This window comes from Candidatus Binatia bacterium, assembly GCA_036382395.1.
Lineage (GTDB): Bacteria > Desulfobacterota > Binatia > HRBIN30 > HRBIN30 > JAGDMS01.
Window position 1 is genome coordinate 1 of record DASVHW010000154.1, and the last position, 16024, is coordinate 16024.

The following is a 16024-nucleotide window of genomic DNA, read 5'->3' on the forward strand; positions in this document are numbered from 1 at the left end:
GGCAGAAGAACGATAAGTGCAGCAGTAATCAGCCTCTTCATCTCACACCTCCACCGAAGTATGAGGCCTTTATAAGTTTTGAGATTGCGTGTCAACTGTCACGGCAACACCCAAATCCGGCGCTAGCGCTCCGACGCGTCCGATCGAGCGCGCGTTGGGCCCCCCTGCAGGCGACGTGCGCCGGCCGGAGGGCCCGCTGTGGTTGACCAGTAGGCCGGGCCAGACTGCACAGCACGATTTCGCTGTGACTCGGCTGCCAATCGTGCAGTCGTGGACACACGCCCGCCCCACTGTGTTTCAGAACAGCTAGGGTTACGCAAATTTCAGATTGGAGATGCGCAGGCTTCAGACAGCGTGCCGCTTGCCTACGGAGAGGCCACCGCGAGCACGGCCAGCTGTCGGCGAGCCTCACGCAAACCGGCCAGTCGCTCTGCGGCTTCACTGATCTGCAGCACCAACTTGCCGGCATGCGAGATGAGCCGCCCAGCCATGGTGAACAGCGCAAAGCGCAACCGCTTCGGTCGGGCCGCACTGAGCGCAGCCGGCAGCACCAGGGACTTCATCGCGCTCAGGATGTTGTACGCCAACAGGCTCAGCCGATACCACGCCGCATTGGCACCGAAGCGTCCACACGGCGGGACCGCGGCCCCCAGCTCGTTCTTGGTCACGTCGTGCACGTGCTCGATGGTGCCCGCCTTGGCCCAGTGCCACCGTAGCAGCTCCTCACCGCTGAGCTCCCAGCGGTTGCTCACCACGGCCAGGTACTTCGTGTCGTACCCCGCCGCAAACAAAAACCCCTGCTGCTTGCGAATGCGCACCGCCACGTACCGCAACGGCTCTGCCTCTTTGGGCCAGTTGCCCGGCGTGAATTCAACCTCCGCCCAGTGCACGCTCTCCTCAGCTCGTTCCTCCACCAGTACCCATCGCGGCTCCCCCACCCCCGCGCACACCGCGCGCAACTCCGGGCTCATGTCCGCACTGATCGTGAAACTGATCTTCCCGCCCGGGCCCTGCTTGCGTTGCGGGTTGGCCAGCCACTTCAACACCGCCTCGTCGTAACACGCACTGTCCGATCGAAACGCATACTCGGTGACCGTCGCCGGCAGACTGGCGAACCCGCGCTCGATGAGCCGCAGATTTTCCATCCCCGCCGCCACGTTCCCATCGCGATACTCATCGGCCACCACCAGATCCTGCTCTGCCCAGTAGATCACCGACGGCTGATAGCCGCGCCCGCCTTTGTAATGCGCCAGCGACTCCCGCTTGTGACTTTCCTGAATCGTCGCATCGTGATCGAGGGTGGCTTTGCGACTGCGGCCCTGCGCCGCTACGCGCTCCAGCAGCTTCACGTTGACCTGCGCCAGCCCGCGCAGCGCCGCATTCTCCCCCGGGATATACGCCACCTGCCCAGGCGCGCGCTGCTGGCGCGCGTCGTCGATCAACCCCTCGTCGTGAAACTCGTAGAGGAAACGCCGCGCCGCATCGGGCGACGGTAACTCGCGTTCCAACAGCCGACACAACCCCTGGTCGGCCCGCAACACCGCCAGGTCGTCGAGGCACTCTCCGCCCGCGGCCAATAGCATGACCATGGCCTCGATCATCGCCACTTCGTCACGCCCGCGCGCCCGCTGGCGGATGTGCACATGGTGCTTGATCGCACGCGAAACTCCCAGTGCGCGCATCGCTTCTACCGCGAGCGCAAGCCCACCGCGGGCCGTTACCGTATCCGCCGCCTCGACCACCTCCACCCCATACGGCAACAACCCCTGCTTCATGGCTTCTCCTGCGCCGCCCGTGGCAGCGCGTTGAGTAAGGCGAGGTTCACCTCCGTCAGCTCGTCCACCAACTCCCATAGACGCCGGTAGGCAGCCACCTTTGCTTCTACTACGGCTCGCTCACCTTGACGAACGTAGCGGGTACGGGTGCGGCCCCCGAGATTGACCGTCAGCTGCAAACCGCCATGACGCGGTCCACCGCTGGCGCAGGTGCAGGAGGCACGACCACACTTGCGTTCGCGCTCGTAGACCTTGCCACGCATCAGGTCGGGGAGGTGGTGCAACTCATCGAGCAGGCGCTCGCGTTTGTGCTCGAGGCGAGCGATCTGGGCGTCATTCATGGGCAAGCCTACTAGCTGGTCCAAGACGACATGTCAATCCCTTGAACGCTCACCCGTTGGGTTTCCCCAATCCCTTCTCGATCCTATCACTTCTCGGCTTAGCGCCGGATCAGGGGGTCAGGCGCAACAACGGACCACTCTTGGTCCGCCGTTCGTAGGCAATTTGCCACTATTGGCCAATCTTGTTAGCGTACTCGGCCGGATGACCCGGCAGCAGATCTTCGCAGCCTTCTACTTCGCGGTGTTCTTTTTCTTACTCTATCAGTTTTACTGCATTTTTCGGATCTTTCTCGTGCCGCTGACTTGGGCGGCGCTGCTGGCGTTCATCTTCTATCCGCTCCATGTTCCGCTGACGCAGGTCCTGCACGGGCGCAACAGCCTGGCCTCATTTTGCTTCACCACGGTTGTGATTCTTGTCGTGATGGTGCCCACGATCCTCGTCATCATCGTCCTCGCCAACGAGTCGGTGACCTTGTACCAGAGCGGCGGTGAATTGCTCGCCAGTGGCCGCCTGCAGGAGTTCTTCGAGAAGTTGAAAGCTTCGGCCCCCGCGCGGACCTCGAAGATCGTCATCCCGCTACTGCAATCGTGGAATGTCGATCTGGCGGGCATGGCGATGAGTGCGGGCAACGCGCTCAGCAGCTTTCTGATGTCGCAAGCCGCGGGCATCGCCAAGAATCTCGCGACCTTCGTTGTCGACTTCTTTCTGACGACCTTTGCGTTGTTCTTCTTCTTCCGTGACGGGGCTCGCATGATCAACGCGATCCGCGGCATCCTTCCGATGGAACCGGCGCACAAGGATATGGTGCTGGCGCGTCTCTACGACACCTTGTCGGCGGTGGTGCAGGGCACGCTGGCCGTGGCCGCCTTGCAGGGGGTCCTGCTCGGCGTTGGCCTCTGGGCCCTTGGCGTGCCGTTTGCCATCCTTCTCGGGTGTGCTGCGGCGTTCTCCGCGCTGCTGCCGGTTGGGGCAACTGGCGTATGGGGTGCCGTCGCGGTCTATCTGCTGATCGCGGGATCCTTTTGGCGAGCCATTCTGCTTGCTGTCTGGGGAACGCTGGTCATCGGTACAGTCGATAACGTGATTCGTCCCTTGATCATCGGCGAACGTGCCGAGATCCCTACGATCCTGCTCTTTTTCGGGATTCTAGGAGGCTTGCAGGCCTACGGCCTCTTGGGTGTGTTTTTGGCGCCGGTCGTCATTGCGATGGTGGTGGCCTTCTTCCGGATTTACAAGGAGCGCTACAGCACTGCCGAGTGAACGCCGGCAATGCGCAACAGGGCAGTTGGAGCTCCGATCGCCGAAGAAGGAGAGGATTTGAGGCAGGCGACCCGCAGTGGCATGCGGGCCGCCTGCTGGGGTGGAGCTATTTCTTGCCGCGCGCCAACTCGTCGTCGATAATCGCTTTGAAGTTTTCAAACGGCTGGGCACCGCTGATCAATCGGCCATTGATGATGAAAGCCGGCGTGCCGTTCACGCCGACGCTGCTGCCCTCGGCTTGTTCAGCCTTCACCAGATCGAGCGTCTTCTTGTTGTCGAGACAATCGCCGAACTTCGCCAAATCGATGCCGTCGTCTTTGAGCGCCTCGACAGACTTTTCTTTGAGGTTCTGCGCCGTGAGGTCGCGCTGATTCTGGAAGTAGTAGTTATACAGCTTCCAGAACGCATCGGTCTTCTGTTGCCGCGCGCAGAGGCTCGCGACCGCAGCCGGTTCCGCCCAGGGGTGCATGGGGAGCGGGAAATTCTTATACGCGAAGCGCACCTTGTCGCCGTATTCTTTCAGAACCTGGCTTTCCAAAGTCTGATAGCCGCGAGAGCAGAACGGACATTGGAAATCGGAGTACTCGACGATGGTGACTTTCGCGTCCGCTGGGCCCTTTGTAGCCACATCCTTCAGCGAGATCTTCTTCATGACCGCGGCAAACGGATCGACGGTCAGATCTTCCAGCTCGCCGAAAAAGGCGTAGCGGCCGTCATCGGAGACGGTGAATTCGCTTGACCGACCGCCGACAATCAACGTTCCGCTTTTGGCGCCTTTGAACTTCGACGGCTTGAGGTCCTTGACCTCCACTTGCGCGCTCGGCGGGATGTTCGCCTTGCGGCGGTAGTATTCGATTAGCGACTTTGTTGTTGCATCATCCGAGGCGCTGGCAGCAGCGCCGAACCAGAGAGCCAACCCCAAGAACGTAAACGCTCCCATCCCAAAAAACCCGTATCGCTTCATAGGTGTCCTCTCTTTCGTAAGGGAATGGCAGATTTGTTAGCACGGTGCTCCGTGGGACTCAACTCTGCGCCGCCCGGTAAAAGACCCGCTCGCCGCGCTCCTCGCGGGCCACCTGGCCCAACGAGCGCATGTATTCCAGGTGCGCCAGAGTTTCGAAGGTGGCGGGGAACTGGACCATGATCGGGCTATCTGTATCGAAGCCGAAGGCCAGGCTCGCTACCTCGTAGGCCGTGCGTGCCTGGCGACGAACGGCATCCAACATTTCCTGTATGCGATACTCATGGTGCTGGATGATCTGGTTGGCGCGGTGGCGGTGATCGATGAAGGTGCCACCGTGCGCCGGCAGGACCATGTTGACGTCGAAGCGCTGTATCTTGCGCTGCGATTCGAGAAAATCACGCAACGGGTTGTCCGGACCGCCGGGGTAGATGCCGACGTGAGGAGTGATCTTCGGCAACAGGTGATCTCCCGCGATCATCAGCCGCTGCCGCCGCACGTAGAGGACGCAGTGCTCCGGCGTGTGTCCCGGTGTCGTAATGACCTCCACCTCGAGGTCTCCGACCGAAAAGACCTCCCCGTCCACCATGAAATGGTCGGGGACAGCCGGCGCGTACAACTCGGACCAAAACTCTCCGGGCGACGGAATCTGCACGAAGCGGTCGAGGGGGAAGCCGTTGCGGATGAAAAACATGGTGACGTCGTCGCTCCGCCCCCGGTGCATGAACACCTGCGAGATCTCGTACTCGAGTCGGCTCATGTACACGCTGGCGCCGAAGCGCTCTTGGTACGTCCGTGAACTGCCGAAATGATCCGGGTGATGGTGGGTGCAGATCACCTTCGTGATTTTGTCGGGTGCGCACCCGACCTCTTTGAGCGCCGCGTCGAAGGTGGCGATGCTCTCGGCGGTGTTGACCCCCGTGTCCACCAGCGCCCACTCGTCGCGGCTGTGGAGCAGGTAGACGTTGATGATGGTGGGCCGCATCGGTAGCGGCAAGTGGATGACGTAAATCCCGGGCCAGACCTCGCGGACCTTGGCTTCACTCATGCAGGCGGTCCTGCACCGCAAACGAGACCTTCAGCTTCACGCGCCAGTGCGACACGGTGCCGTTCGTGATGGTGGCGCTGATGTCGACGATCTGCGCCTGGCGCAGACTGTCGATGGTGACGGCAGCCCGCGATACGGCGATATTGACGGCGTCCTCGATGCTGTTGGCCGACGTTCCGGTCAACTCGATTGTTTTTTCGACCATGGCTTCCTCCGGCAGGGGCAAAGGTATGGGAGGGCGCCTGGCCAGTCAAGGCAGGCCGGAGAGACTCGAGATGTCGCCGTCGGCTCGGTCTGAAAACGATCCCGATCCCTGCTAGCCAAGGGCCAAGAACGACTGGCGGGCCAGTTCGAACAGTGGCGACGGGAACAGGCCGAGGAGAATAGTGCCGGTGATGGTGAGGAGCAGCGTGGCGACGAGATACGGGCGGCTGCTGAGAACCGGGATCTCCAATACGCCCTCCGTCATGTACATGCGCACCAGCACGCCGACGTAGTAGTACACCGAGATGACGCTGTTGAGGACGCCGATGACGGTGAGCCCGACGTACCCGGAGCGTATCGCGGCGCTGAAAATGTAGAACTTGCCGATGAAACCGACCAGAGGCGGAATGCCGGCCAGCGAGAGCATGAAGATCGTCATCGCCACGCCCAGAAATGGATGGCTGAATCCGACGCCGGCGTAGTCGTCGAGGTTCTCGTTCGGCGCCCCACGCCAGCCGAGCGCAATGACCACCGCGAAGGCCCCAAGGGTCATCAGCATGTACGCGATCAGGTAGAACAACACGGCGCTGCCGCCGAACTCGCCGCCAGCCACCATGCCGACCAGCAGGTAACCGGCGTGCGCGATGCTCGAGTACGCCAGCATGCGCTTGATGTTCCGCTGCAGGATCGCTGTCACGTTGCCGACCGTCATGGTGAGTGCCGCGAGGATCCACAGCACGCTGCTCCAATCGGCGGACAGCACCGTCAGCGTATGCATGAACACTCGAGCGAACGCAGCGAACGCTGCCGCTTTGACCGCCACGGCCATGAACGCGGTAACCGAGGTCGGCGCACCTTCGTAGACGTCCGGTGTCCACACGTGGAATGGCGCCGCCGCCACTTTGAAGCCGAAGCCCACGAGCAGGAGCGCCATGCCCGCGAGAACCAGCGTCTTCTCCTGTCCGCCGACCTTGGCAACCTGCGCGGCGATCGGACCCAGCGTCGTACTGCCGGTCGCGCCGTACAGCAGGGCGATGCCGAACAGGAGAAAGCCGGTCGCAAACGCTCCCAGCAGGAAGTACTTCAGCGCTGCTTCGTTGGAACGCTGCTGCTCTCTCCAGATCCCGGAGAGGACGTAGACGGCGAGCGACATGACCTCGAGCCCAAGGAAAATGATGATCAAGTCGGTGGCCGTCGCCATCAACACCATGCCCACGGTCGAAAACAGGATCAGAGAATAATAGTCGCCGGTGCGAATGTCGGTGAATTCCAGATAGCCCATCGACATCAGCAGGGTCAGCCCGGATGCGACGCAAAACAGCAGCGTGAAGAACAGACCGTAGCGATCGACTGCGATCCCATTCGAAAACGCACTCAATTTTGTATTCCACAGCGCCATAGCTGCGACCGCGGTTGCCAGCAGCCCCACCAAGCCAATCCAGCCGAGAGCCTCGCGGTCCGGTCCTTCCATCCATAGATCGGCAAACAACGTGACCAGCGCCGTGCCGGTGAGAATCAACAGCGGCAGAATGGCGATCCAGGATATGTCCGGCGGAGTAATCATGGCACAAGCTGTCAGCGATCAGCGGTCCGCTTTCAGCTCCCCCTTTGCTGGCTGAGGGCTGACCGCTGAGAGCTGAACGCTGGTCTCGGCAGCAGCCATTTTCTGATGCATGCGGCTCAGGTAGGCCTGCACCGACGGCTCCATGCGGCTCAGAAACGGGTTCGGGTACACGCCCATGACGAAGAGCATCACGAGGATGGGCAGAAAGACGAGTACCTCGCGCTTCGACAGATCCCGGAGATTGCTGTTGGCGGGATTCGTCAGGGGCCCGAACATCACCCGCTGGTACATCCAGAGCATGTACACGGCGCCGAGCAACACCCCACTGGTGGCAACGATCGCAGCCACACGGTGTGTTTGAAACGCGCCCAGCAGGATCAGCAACTCACCGACAAATCCGTTCAACCCCGGCAGCCCGACGGAGGAGAGCATCACGATCATGAAGACGGCGCCATACAACGGCATCTGTTGCCACAGTCCACCGAATTCACGAATCAATCGCGTGTGCCGGCGCTCGTAGAGCACGCCGACAGCCAAGAACAATGCTCCCGTGGACAAACCGTGGTTGAGCATCTGGTAGATGCTGCCCTCGACCCCCTGCGTGTTCAGGGCCGTCATCCCGAGCATGACGAAGCCGAGATGACTCACGGACGAGTATGCCACCAGCCGCTTGAGATCAGGCTGCACCATCGACACCAGCGCGCCGTAGACGATGCCAATGACGGCGAGGACGGCGATGATGGGCAGGGCCTCACGCGCTGCCAGCGGGAAAAGTGGGATGGCGAAGCGCAGAAATCCATAGGTACCCATCTTCAGCAGAACGCCGGCGAGGATGACCGAGCCGCCGGTGGGCGCTTCCGTATGGGCGTCCGGCAGCCAGGTGTGCAGCGGGAACATCGGTACCTTGATGGCGAAAGCCAGCGCGAACGCGGCGAACAGCCAGCGCTGCGTCGCCAGCGGCGCCGAAAAGTCGTAGAGCCGCATGAGGTCGAAGGTGAACTGCCCCGTCTGCTGATTGTGGAGGATCACGAGGTAGAGAATCGCAACCAGCATCAGCAAGCTACCGGTCATCGTGTAGAGAATGAGCTTGAGGGCCGCGTAGATGCGGCGCTCGCCACCCCACACGCCGATGAGGAAGTACATCGGTATCAGCATCACTTCCCAGAAGACGTAAAACAGGAACAGGTCGACGGCTACGAAGGCGCCCACCATGCCGGTCTCCATCAGCAGCAAGAAGACCATGTATTCCTTAACGCGCTTGTGGATGTCGCCCCAGCCGGCCAGGATCACCAGCGGGGTCAGAAACGTCGTCAGCAACAGCAGAAACAGGCTGATGCCGTCGACGGCCACCTTGTACGAAATGCCGAACTGCGGGATCCAGGCCGCCTCTTCGGTAAACTGAAATCCGGCCTCGGCCGGGTTGAATCGTGCCAGCAAACACAACGAAAGCGCGAAGGGGAGCAGCGAGAAGACAAACGCCCCGCGTCGTAACGAACGGTGCTGCTCCTTCGGCATCAAGGCCAGCATCAGAACGCCGGCGAGCGGCGTGAACACGATGAGCGAGAGTAGGGGCATATGGCTTATTGCACCAATTCCCTAGGGCGAGAGGGGAGAGAAGAAAAGCTGATCGCTGACAGCTGACTGCTGATCGCTTCCATTATCATCTCCACGCGTAGTATCCGAGGATGGCTACCGCACCCAGCAGCATCGAAATGGCGTACTGCTGGACGTTTCCAGTTTGCCAGCGGCGCCACAGCCCGCTGTTTGCCGCAACCGCCTCGGCTGTGCCGTTTACCAAGCCGTCGATCACGCCGACATCGAACACGCGCCACATCCAAGTTGACACCGCTACCGTCGGGCGGATGAAAAGCAGGTCGTATAACTCGTCGACGTAATACTTGTTGTAGATCAGGTTGTAGAGGCCGGCGACCTTGTACGCGAGCAACCAGGGCAGGCCCGGCTGGACCAGGTAGAACAGGTACGCGACGCCGAGCCCGGCGAACGCGACCAGGATCGAAGCTCCCATCAACAGATGCTCGGTCGTTAGATTGAGTTGACCGGCCTCGTGCCCGAAAACGGGCTCCAGGAAGGCCGGCAGACCGATGTAGCCACCCACCACGGAGAGAACCGCCAGCACTATCAGTGGCACCGTCATCGTCGCCGGCGACTCGTGCAGGTGGTGCCGTGCGTGCTCATCAGCCCGGCACTCTCCGAAGAAGGTGAGAAACAGGAGCCGATACATGTAAAAGGACGTCAGGCCGGCGGCCACAAACCCCATGGCCCACAGCCAGGGACTGCCGTGCGGGCTGCCGAACGCCTGCGCCAGGATCTCATCTTTGCTGAAGAAGCCGGCGAATCCCGGGATGCCGGTGATCGCTACAGTGGCGGCAAGGAAGGTCCAGAAGGTGATCGGCATATGGGTCCGCAGGCCGCCCATTTTCTGCATGTCCTGCTCGCCGCTCATGCCGTGGATCACGCTCCCGGCGCCGAGGAAGAGCAGGCCTTTGAAGAAGGCGTGCGTCATCAGATGGAAGATGCCTGCCCCGAAGGCCCCGACACCGACCCCGAGAAACATGTACCCGAGTTGGCTGACGGTCGAGTAGGCGAGGACCTTCTTGATGTCGTTCTGCATGAGTCCGATGGTCGCGGCGAACAGCGCCGTCAGGGCACCGATCGTGGCCACCACCGCGAGCGTCGTCGGCGCCAGCAGAAAGAGGACGTGCAGGCGCGCGATCATGTACACGCCTGCGGTCACCATGGTGGCGGCATGGATCAGTGCGCTCACCGGCGTCGGGCCGGCCATGGCGTCCGGCAACCACACGTACAGCGGCAACTGCGCCGACTTGCCGGTGGCGCCTACGAATAACAGCAAGGTGATGGCCGTCAGCGTGCTCGGCGGAATGGCCTTGGCATGGGCCGCAATCTCCGAGAAGCTCAACGAGTGGGCGCCGCTACCGAGATTCCAGAACAATAGGAACAGGCCCAAGAGGAATCCGGCGTCGCCGATGCGGTTGACGATGAACGCCTTTTTCCCCGCGCTGGCATTGGCTTCGACGCTGAACCAGAATCCGATCAGCAGATAGGAGCACAACCCGACCCCTTCCCAGCCGACGAACAGGAGGGGCAGGTTGTCGGCCAGCACCAGGGTCAGCATCGCCAGCGTGAAGAGGTTGAGATAGGTGAAGTACCGTCCGTAGCTCGGATCATGGTCCATGTAGCCGACGGAGTACACGTGGATGAGAAATCCCACGCCGCTGACGATCAACACCATGACCGCGGAGAGTGCATCGATGCGGAAGGCGACGTCGACCTGTAGCGTCCCGGCGGTGATCCACGGATAGACCCGCTGCACCAGCGCGCTTCCAGGCGGCAGACTCAGCAGGCGGACGAAGGCATAACATCCGGTGAGGAACGCCGCGGCAACCACGCCCGGCGCGACCAAACTGATGGCTCTCTTCCCGGCCCGGGGACCGATGAAGGCGTTGAACAAGACCCCGAGGGCCGGAAAAACCGGGATCAGCCAGAGGAAATTGACCTGTATTGTTGCGGCCTCGTGCATGTCCTACCAGCGCAGCAGATTCAACTCGTCGACGTTGACGGTTTCCCGATTGCGGAAGACCGAGATGATGATGGCCAATCCGACGGCGGCCTCCGCCGCGGCAACGGTCATGATGAAGAAGACGATGACCTGGCCGTCCATCGAGTGCAACTGACGCGAAAGGCTCACGAATACCAGGTTAACGGCGTTCAGCATCAACTCGATCGAGAGGAAGATTACGATCACATTGCGGCGTATGAGCACACCGACCGTGCCGATGGTGAACAAGATGGCGCCGAGAATGAGATACCAACTGATCGGAACCGCATTCATACCAGCCTCCGCTTTGCCAGCACCACAGCGCCGATGATGGCCACCAGCAGCAGCACCGAGGTTATCTCGAATGCCAGCAGGAAGTGCGTAAAGAGACGCTCCGCTAGAACCTGGACGCTGCCGAAGCCTGCCGAAACCGCACCGCCCATTCCCGAGGTGGAGGACCCGGGCGCGGGCACCTGCGGTGGCGTGACGAGGAACCGCACGAGGGCCAGCAGAAACAGCGAACCCAGCGACACCGCCGCACACTGGGTGGCGAGTCGTGCCATGACGCGCGGCTCCTCTTGCAGATTGAGCAACATGATGACGAACAAGAAGAGCACGACGATGGCGCCGGCGTAGACGGTGACCTGCAGGACCGCCACAAGCTGGGCGTCGAGGAGCAGGAACATCACCGCCATCAGGAACAAGGTGACGACCAGCGACAAGGCGCTGCGGACAGGGCTCGGCTGCAGTACGACGCTGAGGGCGGCCGCAATCAGTAAGCCAGCGAGCACGAGGAAAAGGATCGGGTTCATGTCCAGCCCTGCAGGATCAGCACGACCAGCGCCGTAGCCACCACGTTGAGGAGGGATACCGGTAGCAATCCCTTCCATCCCAGCCCCATGAGCTGATCATACCGCAGGCGGGGCAGCGTCCACCGGATCAGGACCTGCAGCCAGCAAAAGAGGAGGACCTTCACCATGAAAGCCACGAGTTGCAGCAACACGACTGCGATGTGGGGCAGCAATACGGCGGCGCCCCCGGGGAAGTGAAAGCCGTCAGGCAGGAGGTAGGGGACCTGCCATCCGCCGAAGAACATGGTGGTCACCAAACCGGCGACCACCGCGACTTCTGCGAAGTCGGTCATGAAGAACATGAGGTACTTGATACCCGAATACTCGGTGAAGAATCCGCTGACGAGTTCCGATTCGCTCTCTGGGAGATCGAAAGGAGCCCGTTTGCTTTCGGCGATACCAGCAATCAGGAAAAGCAGGAAGGCGAGCGGTTGAAAGAGTATGCCCCAAGCGGGCAGCCAGCCGCCGATCAGGTGCCCTTGCGCTCGTACCATCTCCTGGAGATCGATGGTGCCGTACGTCATCACCATGGCCACGACCGACAGCCCCATTCCCAGTTCGTACGAAATCATCTGCGCCGAACCGCGGATGCCGCCGAGCAGGGAGAAGCGGTTGTTCGAGGCCCAACCGCCGAGCACCACCCCGTATACGCTGAGCGACAGCATCGCCAGGATGTACAAAATGCCAACGTTCAGCGGCACCGCCTGCAGGTTGATGGCTCGACCACCCACCTGCAGCACGTCCCCAAACGGGATGGCGGCGAACGCCACTATCACGGGAAAGAGGTTGACGCAGGGCGCCAGGGTGTGCAGGAAGCGATCCACGCCGGCGGGAATGAAGTCTTCTTTGGTGGCAAACTTCAGCGGGTCCGCCATCATGGTGTTCACCAAGCCCGCGGCCGCAATGCCGAAGATGCTGGCGCGGTTGGCTCCGATACGGTCCTGGATCAGCGCGCTGCCCTTGCGCTCGATCCACCCGAGCACGCCGGCGAGACCCAACACCATCCCGAGGATCACCAGGGCTTTGATTGCTGCGATGCCGATTTCAATCCACATGGTACACGACGCCGGCCGATGAACTGGTGGAAACTGCGATCAATGCGAGAACCGAAGGCGGGAATGCGCCGCCGGTGCTGGTGCGTTCGCACCCGGATGTGCACTCAATCCCATTCCAGCGCCCCCTTTCGCCAGACGTACAGCAAAGCAATTGCCAGCACGCCGACAAACACCATCATCTCCCCAAAGCCGAACCAACCCAGTCGGCGAAACAGCACTGCCCAGGGATAGAGAAAAACCACCTCCACGTCGAAGACGATGAAGAGAATGGCCGTCATGTAGAATTTCACTGAAAAGCGTTCCCGCGCGCCGCCGCTGGGTGGGTTGCCGCACTCGAAGGCCTCGCCCTTCACCGGGGTAGAGCGTCTTGGTCCGAGCAACCGGCCGAGGCTGACCATGGTCGCTACCAACACACCCGCAAAGCAGAAGGTTACGAGTACCGGAAGATACTGCTCAGCCATGGGCAAATTGTCGTCCGTCCGCCCGCGGCGGGCGGTTCGTCATCGGCAGAGCCACTTATGTGATGGCGGCGGGCAAGTCAAATGGGCGGCGCAGCTTCAGCGCCTCTGGGTGTGGGAGTGAGGGAACGTGGGAGGGCGGCGTCAGGTGAAACCATCGCTCCAAAACAGCCGTTCTTCAATCTCTCAATTCCTGGTGCGCCGCAGCGGCGCACGTAGTCCCGCGTGAAAGAACCCAGCGAGCGTGGTGCGCTTGCGAACGAGCAGCGCTACGCCCAGAGCGATATAGATGAGCGCGAAGCCGTAGCGGACGCTGGGACTCGGGAGGAACAGTTGCGAGACAAACAGCACCAGCAACACGGCGGCCTCGAAGATGGAAAGGCGGAGGTTGCAGATCACGGCGATTCCGAAGAGTGACTGCGCCGCCGTCAGCAGCATCTCCTCGACCTGGCGGGCATCCAGATGAAGCGCCCCGGGACCGCCGAGCCCGAGGCTGTACACGAAGGGCAGGGTGCCCACCAGTAGAGTCCACTGGTTCACCTTGGCCGAAAGCATCGCGCCCATTCCGGCTTGGGCGTCGCCCTTCAGCGTGAGCAGGCACGCGATGACGATCTCGGGCGCCTCGGATGCCAGCGGTGCCAGCCATTGCACGAGCAGAAACTCGTCGATGCCTCTCCGCCGCCCCAACCCCACCAGCGCCTCCGCAAACGGCGCGGCCGACGCCAGAATGACCGCAGCGGAGAAGAGAAAAATGATGCCGACAGCGGTGCGCCGCACGCGTGGCCGAAAAGCCGCCAGCGCCAGAGCGGGGCCGACGATGTCCGGCTCTCCCGCGTCGGCGGGAGCGATGCGCCACATGTAGGCGATGAAGATGCCGACGAACACCACCGTGTCGAGCAGCGAGATGGTTCCCTTTAGCGGAATGACGAACGAGTACGCCGTCGCCAGGCTCAAGAACACCAACTCGACGGCGCGGGTGGGTGGCAAGGTGAGTTCGGAACGGCGGCTGCGCGCCCAATAGAGCACGACAATCAGCGGCCAGGCGATGCCGATCAGCAAGCGGTTCGCACCGGTCATATTGGCCGCCGCGTACGCGGTGTACTCCGGATGCGCCGCGGCCTTCCAGGCGAAGTAGAGATCGACAGCATACTCTGGCAGCACCGCCACCAAAGCGAGAAAGGCGAGGGCCAAGCCCTGCGAGATGTCCATCTCGGCAACCTCGCCAGCCCAGGTCAGCAGGAACGCCCCACCGACGATGGCAACGCCGAACAAGACGGCGTCGATGCCCGGCTGCTCCGGGGGAACGCCGCTCAAGCGGAGAACGATTGCGGGGACGGTCACCGCGACAGCCAGAAAGATGAGAAACCAGTGACGGGTCATGGTCGGCACTGTTGCCTGTCAGATGCCGTGCTCCTGACCCCTACTGCGGTGTCGGGGCGCAGCATGTTGCGCCCCTATTTCACCTGCGCGCCGTTGGCGACCGGCTTCTCGGGCGTCACGATCGCGAGGCGGCCCTGGTCATCGGAGGCCGCCAACAGCATTCCCTGACTCTCCACGCCGCGCAGACTTGCCGGCTGCAGGTTGGCCACGACCACTACCTGCTTGCCGATCAGGTCTTGGTCTGTGTAGTGCGCGCGGATGCCGGCCACGAGTTGCCGCTGCTCGCTGCCCAGGTCGATGGTCAAAACGAGCAGACGGTCGGCGTTCGGATGCGGCGCCGCCGCCGTGACGGTGGCAACGCGCAACTCGATGTTGCGGAAATCGTCGATCGAAATCGTCATGGCGCGCCGCTTATCACGAATCGCAGCGACTTTGAAATTCGCCACTCACGACGCAGCACTCAGGACTTTCTCTGGCACTGGTTGCACAAACCGTACAGTTCCATCTTGTGGCCGGTGAAGCGGAAGCCCAGGCGCGCAGCCACTTCCGCTTGCAGCGCCTCGATACGGTCTTCCTCGAATTCGACGATCTTCCCGCAGGCTTCACAGATCAGGTGGTCGTGGTGGTGTCCCTCGGCTTGGCTTTCATAGCGCGCTTCGCCGTCGCGGAAGTGGCGCTCCACGGCGAGGCTGCACTCGATGAGCAGCTTCATGGTGCGGTACAGGGTGGCGTAGCCGATGCGCGGGTTCACCCGCTTGACCTCGTTGTACAGCTCCTCGACGCTGATGTGGCGGTTGGCGGCGAAGAAGACGCGCGCGATGTCATCGCGCTGGGACGTCGACTTCAAACCCTGGCGGCGCAGGTGTGCTTTGAAAATCGCGAAGCGGTCTGCGGTAGCTTTCTGAGGTGGACGAGTCACCCACTCCTCGCGCTGGGGCTGCCGAGATGTGGCGACTATGGCGCCGCCTGCGAGGGGGCGGTCTGTGAGCCGGCAGGCGGTGCAGGCGCGGCACGCTCGAGGAGGTGCCGTGCCGCCGGGGAGAGATACACGTCTTCGAGGGGCCGCCTTGCCAGTTCCTCCACCAGGACGTCGATCTGTGCGCTCGGCGCCAGGCCCCGGTCGAGCAGAATCACATGGGTTTCGCGCACGCGACAGCTGCCGCTGCGCACGTGGTATCCGACCTCGCGCAACAGCTTCTCCTCCCGCACCTCGAAGCCGAGGCGGGTTGCGGTCGTCTTCAGCTCCTCCAAAAGCGCCAGCTGCTCACCGGCGATACGTGCTTGCTTCTCCGTCTGCCGCGCCACAAGCTTTTCTCCTATGACAATCCTCTACTGGAGCGCAACGCGGTTGTAAACCCCGCGGGCGTGTGTTCGTCGGGCGGCCGCGCTCCGACTCCTACCGATTCAAAAAGACCGGACAGCTGGTGTTGCGCAGCACGTACTCGGTGGTGCTGCCCAGGACCATCTCGATGATGCGGCTGTGGCCGTAGGCGCCGATGAACATCAAATCGAAGCCGTGCTCCTTGATGTACGCAACGATCTGCTCCGG

At 62.0% G+C, this 16024-nt stretch carries 17 protein-coding genes; 1 reads left to right on the forward strand and 16 read right to left on the reverse strand.

What is annotated here, in order from left to right:
- Nucleotides 1-365: 365 nt before the first annotated feature.
- The gene (locus tag VF515_06970) at nt 366-1775 is read right to left on the reverse strand and encodes an IS1380 family transposase (GenBank protein HEX7407378.1); all 1410 of its coding nucleotides are present in this window, start codon (nt 1773-1775) and stop codon (nt 366-368) included.
- Nucleotides 1772-2116, reverse strand: a complete 345-nt coding sequence (locus tag VF515_06975; protein HEX7407379.1) for a DUF6788 family protein — start codon at nt 2114-2116, stop codon at nt 1772-1774. Before VF515_06975 ends, VF515_06970 begins: the two co-directional genes overlap by 4 nt.
- Nucleotides 2117-2288: 172 nt before the next feature.
- On the opposite strand from VF515_06975, the gene VF515_06980 reads away from it, so the two are divergent.
- A complete protein-coding gene (locus VF515_06980; protein ID HEX7407380.1) occupies nt 2289-3377 on the forward strand; it encodes an AI-2E family transporter in 1089 nt (362 codons plus the stop codon).
- A gap of 106 nt (nt 3378-3483) precedes the next feature.
- Here the strand turns inward: VF515_06980 and VF515_06985 are convergent, their stop codons facing one another.
- From VF515_06985 to VF515_07050, 14 genes are all read right to left on the reverse strand, one after another.
- On the reverse strand, nt 3484-4341 hold the full coding sequence (locus VF515_06985; GenBank protein ID HEX7407381.1) for a DsbA family protein: 858 nt from the start codon (nt 4339-4341) through the stop codon (nt 3484-3486).
- Between the two features lie 58 nt (nt 4342-4399).
- On the reverse strand, nt 4400-5386 hold the full coding sequence (locus tag VF515_06990; protein HEX7407382.1) for an MBL fold metallo-hydrolase: 987 nt from the start codon (nt 5384-5386) through the stop codon (nt 4400-4402).
- Nucleotides 5379-5591 carry a dodecin family protein gene (locus VF515_06995; GenBank protein HEX7407383.1) on the reverse strand — a complete coding sequence of 71 codons (213 nt, stop codon included), beginning with the start codon at nt 5589-5591 and terminating at the stop codon, nt 5379-5381. The genes VF515_06990 and VF515_06995 overlap by 8 nt, the downstream gene beginning before the upstream one ends.
- A gap of 111 nt (nt 5592-5702) precedes the next feature.
- Entirely contained in the window at nt 5703-7154 is a 1452-nt protein-coding gene (locus tag VF515_07000) for an NADH-quinone oxidoreductase subunit N (protein ID HEX7407384.1), read from the reverse strand.
- Nucleotides 7155-7172: 18 nt separating this feature from the next.
- Entirely contained in the window at nt 7173-8729 is a 1557-nt protein-coding gene (locus tag VF515_07005; protein HEX7407385.1) for an NADH-quinone oxidoreductase subunit M, read from the reverse strand.
- An 85-nt stretch (nt 8730-8814) separates the two neighbouring features.
- Entirely contained in the window at nt 8815-10713 is a 1899-nt protein-coding gene (nuoL, locus tag VF515_07010; GenBank protein HEX7407386.1) for an NADH-quinone oxidoreductase subunit L, read from the reverse strand.
- A gap of 3 nt (nt 10714-10716) precedes the next feature.
- Nucleotides 10717-11025, reverse strand: a complete 309-nt coding sequence (nuoK, locus tag VF515_07015; protein ID HEX7407387.1) for an NADH-quinone oxidoreductase subunit NuoK — start codon at nt 11023-11025, stop codon at nt 10717-10719.
- Entirely contained in the window at nt 11022-11543 is a 522-nt protein-coding gene (locus VF515_07020; GenBank protein ID HEX7407388.1) for an NADH-quinone oxidoreductase subunit J, read from the reverse strand. The genes nuoK and VF515_07020 overlap by 4 nt, the downstream gene beginning before the upstream one ends.
- On the reverse strand, nt 11540-12637 hold the full coding sequence (nuoH, locus tag VF515_07025; GenBank protein HEX7407389.1) for an NADH-quinone oxidoreductase subunit NuoH: 1098 nt from the start codon (nt 12635-12637) through the stop codon (nt 11540-11542). The genes VF515_07020 and nuoH overlap by 4 nt, the downstream gene beginning before the upstream one ends.
- Nucleotides 12638-12741: 104 nt before the next feature.
- Nucleotides 12742-13035, reverse strand: a complete 294-nt coding sequence (locus tag VF515_07030; protein HEX7407390.1) for an NADH-quinone oxidoreductase subunit A — start codon at nt 13033-13035, stop codon at nt 12742-12744.
- A 246-nt stretch (nt 13036-13281) separates the two neighbouring features.
- On the reverse strand, nt 13282-14475 hold the full coding sequence (locus VF515_07035) for a sodium:calcium antiporter (GenBank protein ID HEX7407391.1): 1194 nt from the start codon (nt 14473-14475) through the stop codon (nt 13282-13284).
- A gap of 74 nt (nt 14476-14549) precedes the next feature.
- Nucleotides 14550-14921 (reverse strand): methionine--tRNA ligase subunit beta, encoded by a 372-nt coding sequence (metG, locus tag VF515_07040; protein HEX7407392.1) that lies wholly within the window; start codon nt 14919-14921, stop codon nt 14550-14552.
- A 14-nt stretch (nt 14922-14935) separates the two neighbouring features.
- The gene (locus tag VF515_07045; GenBank protein HEX7407393.1) at nt 14936-15394 is read right to left on the reverse strand and encodes a transcriptional repressor; all 459 of its coding nucleotides are present in this window, start codon (nt 15392-15394) and stop codon (nt 14936-14938) included.
- 35 nt (nt 15395-15429) lie between these two features.
- Nucleotides 15430-15780: a hypothetical protein gene (locus tag VF515_07050; GenBank protein ID HEX7407394.1), complete on the reverse strand. Its 351-nt coding sequence runs from the start codon at nt 15778-15780 to the stop codon at nt 15430-15432.
- Nucleotides 15781-16024 lie beyond the last annotated feature (244 nt).

Excerpts from the sequence above, each read along its gene's own strand:
- VF515_06970 (HEX7407378.1), bottom strand. The coding sequence starts at position 1,775 with ATGAAGCAGGGGTTGTTGCCGTATGGGGTGGAGGTGGTCGAGGCGGCG.
- VF515_06975 (HEX7407379.1), bottom strand. The coding sequence starts at position 2,116 with ATGAATGACGCCCAGATCGCTCGCCTCGAGCACAAACGCGAGCGCCTG.
- VF515_06985 (HEX7407381.1), bottom strand. The coding sequence starts at position 4,341 with ATGAAGCGATACGGGTTTTTTGGGATGGGAGCGTTTACGTTCTTGGGG.
- VF515_06990 (HEX7407382.1), bottom strand. The coding sequence starts at position 5,386 with ATGAGTGAAGCCAAGGTCCGCGAGGTCTGGCCCGGGATTTACGTCATC.
- VF515_06995 (HEX7407383.1), bottom strand. The coding sequence starts at position 5,591 with ATGGTCGAAAAAACAATCGAGTTGACCGGAACGTCGGCCAACAGCATC.
- VF515_07000 (HEX7407384.1), bottom strand. The coding sequence starts at position 7,154 with ATGATTACTCCGCCGGACATATCCTGGATCGCCATTCTGCCGCTGTTG.
- VF515_07005 (HEX7407385.1), bottom strand. The coding sequence starts at position 8,729 with ATGCCCCTACTCTCGCTCATCGTGTTCACGCCGCTCGCCGGCGTTCTG.
- nuoL (HEX7407386.1), bottom strand. The coding sequence starts at position 10,713 with ATGCACGAGGCCGCAACAATACAGGTCAATTTCCTCTGGCTGATCCCG.
- nuoK (HEX7407387.1), bottom strand. The coding sequence starts at position 11,025 with ATGAATGCGGTTCCGATCAGTTGGTATCTCATTCTCGGCGCCATCTTG.
- VF515_07020 (HEX7407388.1), bottom strand. The coding sequence starts at position 11,543 with ATGAACCCGATCCTTTTCCTCGTGCTCGCTGGCTTACTGATTGCGGCC.
- nuoH (HEX7407389.1), bottom strand. The coding sequence starts at position 12,637 with ATGTGGATTGAAATCGGCATCGCAGCAATCAAAGCCCTGGTGATCCTC.
- VF515_07030 (HEX7407390.1), bottom strand. The coding sequence starts at position 13,035 with ATGGTCAGCCTCGGCCGGTTGCTCGGACCAAGACGCTCTACCCCGGTG.
- VF515_07035 (HEX7407391.1), bottom strand. The coding sequence starts at position 14,475 with ATGACCCGTCACTGGTTTCTCATCTTTCTGGCTGTCGCGGTGACCGTC.